The 3,351-nt window shown below is 48.7% G+C and carries 2 protein-coding genes; one reads left to right on the forward strand and one right to left on the reverse strand.

Annotated elements, in window-relative coordinates; genetic code table 11:
- On the reverse strand, positions 1-2,673 hold a 2,673-nt coding region (locus HN413_07445; GenBank protein MBT3390229.1), incomplete at its 3' end, for a PAS domain S-box protein.
- A gap of 202 nt (positions 2,674-2,875) precedes the next feature.
- On the opposite strand from HN413_07445, the gene HN413_07450 reads away from it, so the two are divergent.
- On the forward strand, positions 2,876-3,351 hold a 476-nt coding region (locus tag HN413_07450; protein ID MBT3390230.1), incomplete at its 3' end, for a class I SAM-dependent methyltransferase.

Genomic DNA, 3,351 nt, shown 5'->3' on the forward strand with positions numbered 1-3,351 from the left:
TACCTGAGGCGATTCTACATCCGAGGGTCTGAACAAGCGCATCAGTATATCCATCAAATCTGACTGGCGGACGGGCTTATTCAGATACCCCGAAAAACCAGCTTCCAAAGCTTGTTTGCGGCGCGTGCGTTCATCCAATGAAGTCAGTGCGATAATGCGCTTTTGTTCGAGTAAATTTTCCTGCAAAATCTGTTGCGCCAGTGCAATCGCATCGGTTCCCGGGAGCAACAAATCGATAATCGCCGCGTCATAGCTTGCGGCAGCGAGCGGCCCTGATGCCAATTTCTTGAGAGCCTGCCGCCCGTCACTAACTGTCTCCGCAGAAATTCCCCAGCTTTCCAAATAACTGCAAATAATCTCTCCGTGGGTTTGATTGCCATCCACAATCAGTAGATTCATCGCCTGAAAATCTTCCATCGGAGATGGTTGAATCATCTCAACACCCAATTTGCGCTCAGCCCGGATTGTGAACCAGAAAGTTGTGCCCTCACCCACTATACTTTCAATGCCAATTTGTCCCCCCATCATTTCAGCAAGCCGTTTGCTAATCGCCAAACCCAACCCCGTGCCGCCATATTTGCGCGTAATCGAACCATCCGCCTGCACAAAAGGCTGAAACAGGTTTTCCAAAGCCTCTGGTGGAATACCGATCCCCGTATCGCGAATTTCGAAACGCAAATCCACATGACCATTTGTAACCTGCTCTAATATAGTCCGTACAACAATCTCGCCACTCTCGGTAAATTTTACTGCATTCCCAACCAGATTCGCCAAAATTTGCCGCAGTCTGTTGGGGTCACCCATCAGGGAGGGCGGAATTTCCGGAGCTACATAACTCATCAAAGTCAGATTTTTCTCACGCGCTTTCATGACCATGCTTTCCACAAGGCCCTCGACAACCTCATGTACTTCCAAATCAATAATTTCTAGGGCCAGTTTGTCAGCCTCAATTTTTGAAAAATCCAGAATATCGTTGATGATATTCAATAGCGAATGTGCTTCACCCTCAACAATCTGAGCATATTCTTTTTGCTCACCATTCAAAGGGGTATCCAGCAGCAACTCGGACATACCAATAATGCCATTCATAGGTGTTCGAATCTCATGGCTCATGGTCGCCAAGAATTCTGATTTCAATTGAGATGCCTGAATAGCCTGGTCGCGGGCTTGCGCCACTGCAGCTTCGGCTTGTTTGCGCTCGGTGAGATCGGTCACTACCGCAATAGATCCACTCAAGTTGCCATCCTGGAAAAGCGGCACTCCGGTTACCAACACGTATAAAGGTGTTCCATCTGCCCGTTTTAAACGCGTTTCATAGATATTCGTCTCACTCACCTGCCGGCGTTTACGGGCTGCCGCAAGAATTTCGTGATCTTCATCGAAGGTGACATCATAAGGGGTTTTGCCAATCAGGTCTTGTGTAGCATATCCCACCATGGCAGCATACGCCGGATTAACATATTCAAATGTCCCATCAATTGTGGCCACGGTGAGACCTTGCCCCATTGCATTCATCACCTGCATGGCGAAATCTCGTTGGCGCGTCAGTTCGGCAGTACGTTTGGCAACGTGTTCTTCCAATCGATCGCGCTCGGCCAATAAATCGCTGTGTAGACGAGCGTTGCGCAATGCCTGCGTCGCCAACAATGCAAAACGCTCACTAATGGCTTCGTGCCGTTGCATAAAAAAGCCCTGTTGGGAATGAGTGCAAACCAGCATGGCTTCCTGATCGCCATCCCTCAGTGGAATATGTAACACAGAGTTAGTATACTCCCGGATGGATTCGGGTTGCTTTCTCCATTCTGGGATTTCGCAAATATCGGCGACAGCCATTGTCTGACCAGATAAAATCTGGTTGAAAAATTCCTCAGCAAACCAGCGGCTACGCTCAAACAACAGGCTGGTAGCTGCGACAACAACCAGCTCGTCCCCTTCAAAACGCCGCAACACAAAGGCATCTTCAAACATGACCACATCACGCATCACATCAAAAATGCCCGCCAAGACCTGGCGCATCGAAAGTTCCTGTGTGAGTACGCGCAAGCCTTCGAGTAAACTTTCGGCCTCAAATAATGCGCGTTGAATTTCAGCGGAACGTTGTTCGACATGCGCTTCAAGCTCATCAGTATAGCGTCGCTGCAAACGTTCTTTCTCGCGCTGTTCGCGCATCAGGCGCACGGCATAAACCAGATGATTGAAGGATAGATTGGTCACAAGATCAACATCTGCATTTCCGGATGTATCCAGATAATTCACTGCACCCAGATATTGTTGGCCCACATTTTGACGCAAAGATACGATTTGTTTCACACTCAGCGCTTTGTTCAACGCCCTCCCAATCGGACGCGGTATTTGCGTATGCCAATCGGAGATATGCGTAAAGACTTCAATATCAGGGGTTTCTAATGTTTCGGAAAGATTAATCGCATACGTATACCCCACTAACCGAATACCCCCTACTTTTTCCACTAATTTCTGAAATTGAACGGGCAAATACGTTGCCGTAACCCGCATCGTTTTTCCATCGGGTTCAATTTCAACCAGCAGCGCAGCCTGAAAGCCCGCCGCTTCGGCAACGATCTTTAACAATTCGTGCCGCGCCAGATCATGAGTAGATTCATCAATCACACCCGATAGTACCGCATTAATTTGGGTAATTACATTGACATCCATAATCATAATGGGGGCAGCAGAAAAGCAGAGCGTTGCAACCAGAGGGCAATCCACCCACCGGTTGACAGCAATTAATGATAGTAGAATTTTACCCTATCTTTAGCGTACAAAACTCCCATTTAGAATTATTCTCGATTCATGAAGGCTATCGCTGGCGTTACTTAGGTTGCGACTGGAGGCTCCAGTATGATAGACTGGAAAAATGCCAACATCAAGAGAACACAAAGCGGCCAAGATCATGGCTGTGCTGTACGATTTTCTGGGAGAAGACCTGCGCCGCCTCTGCTGTCTGGATGTGGGCTGCGGCGACGGCACAATGTTGAAGGCATTTGGCGCACAATTTCACTTTGCCGTCGGTATTGATCCGGCTCTACCACAAAGCGCGCTGCCCCCTACTCTGCAAGTCTGCTCCCGCGGCGAGAATATTCCCTTTCCTAATCAATATTTTGATGTCGTCATCTGCGCTCAGGTTTATGAGCATGTGCAAAACCCCTATCAATTGGCAGATGAAATCCGGCGTGTGCTCAAGCCTGGGGGCGCAATCTTTTTCAGCGGGCCAAATCGATTTGCGCTAATCGAAGAACACTATCACTTGCCATTGCTTTCCTGGTTGCCGCGCAGCGTCGCCAATGCCTATATGCGCCTCACACGCCGTGGGCATGCGTATGATATTCATCC

The organism is Chloroflexota bacterium (genome assembly GCA_018648225.1).
Classification (GTDB): Bacteria; Chloroflexota; Anaerolineae; order Anaerolineales; family UBA11858; genus NIOZ-UU35.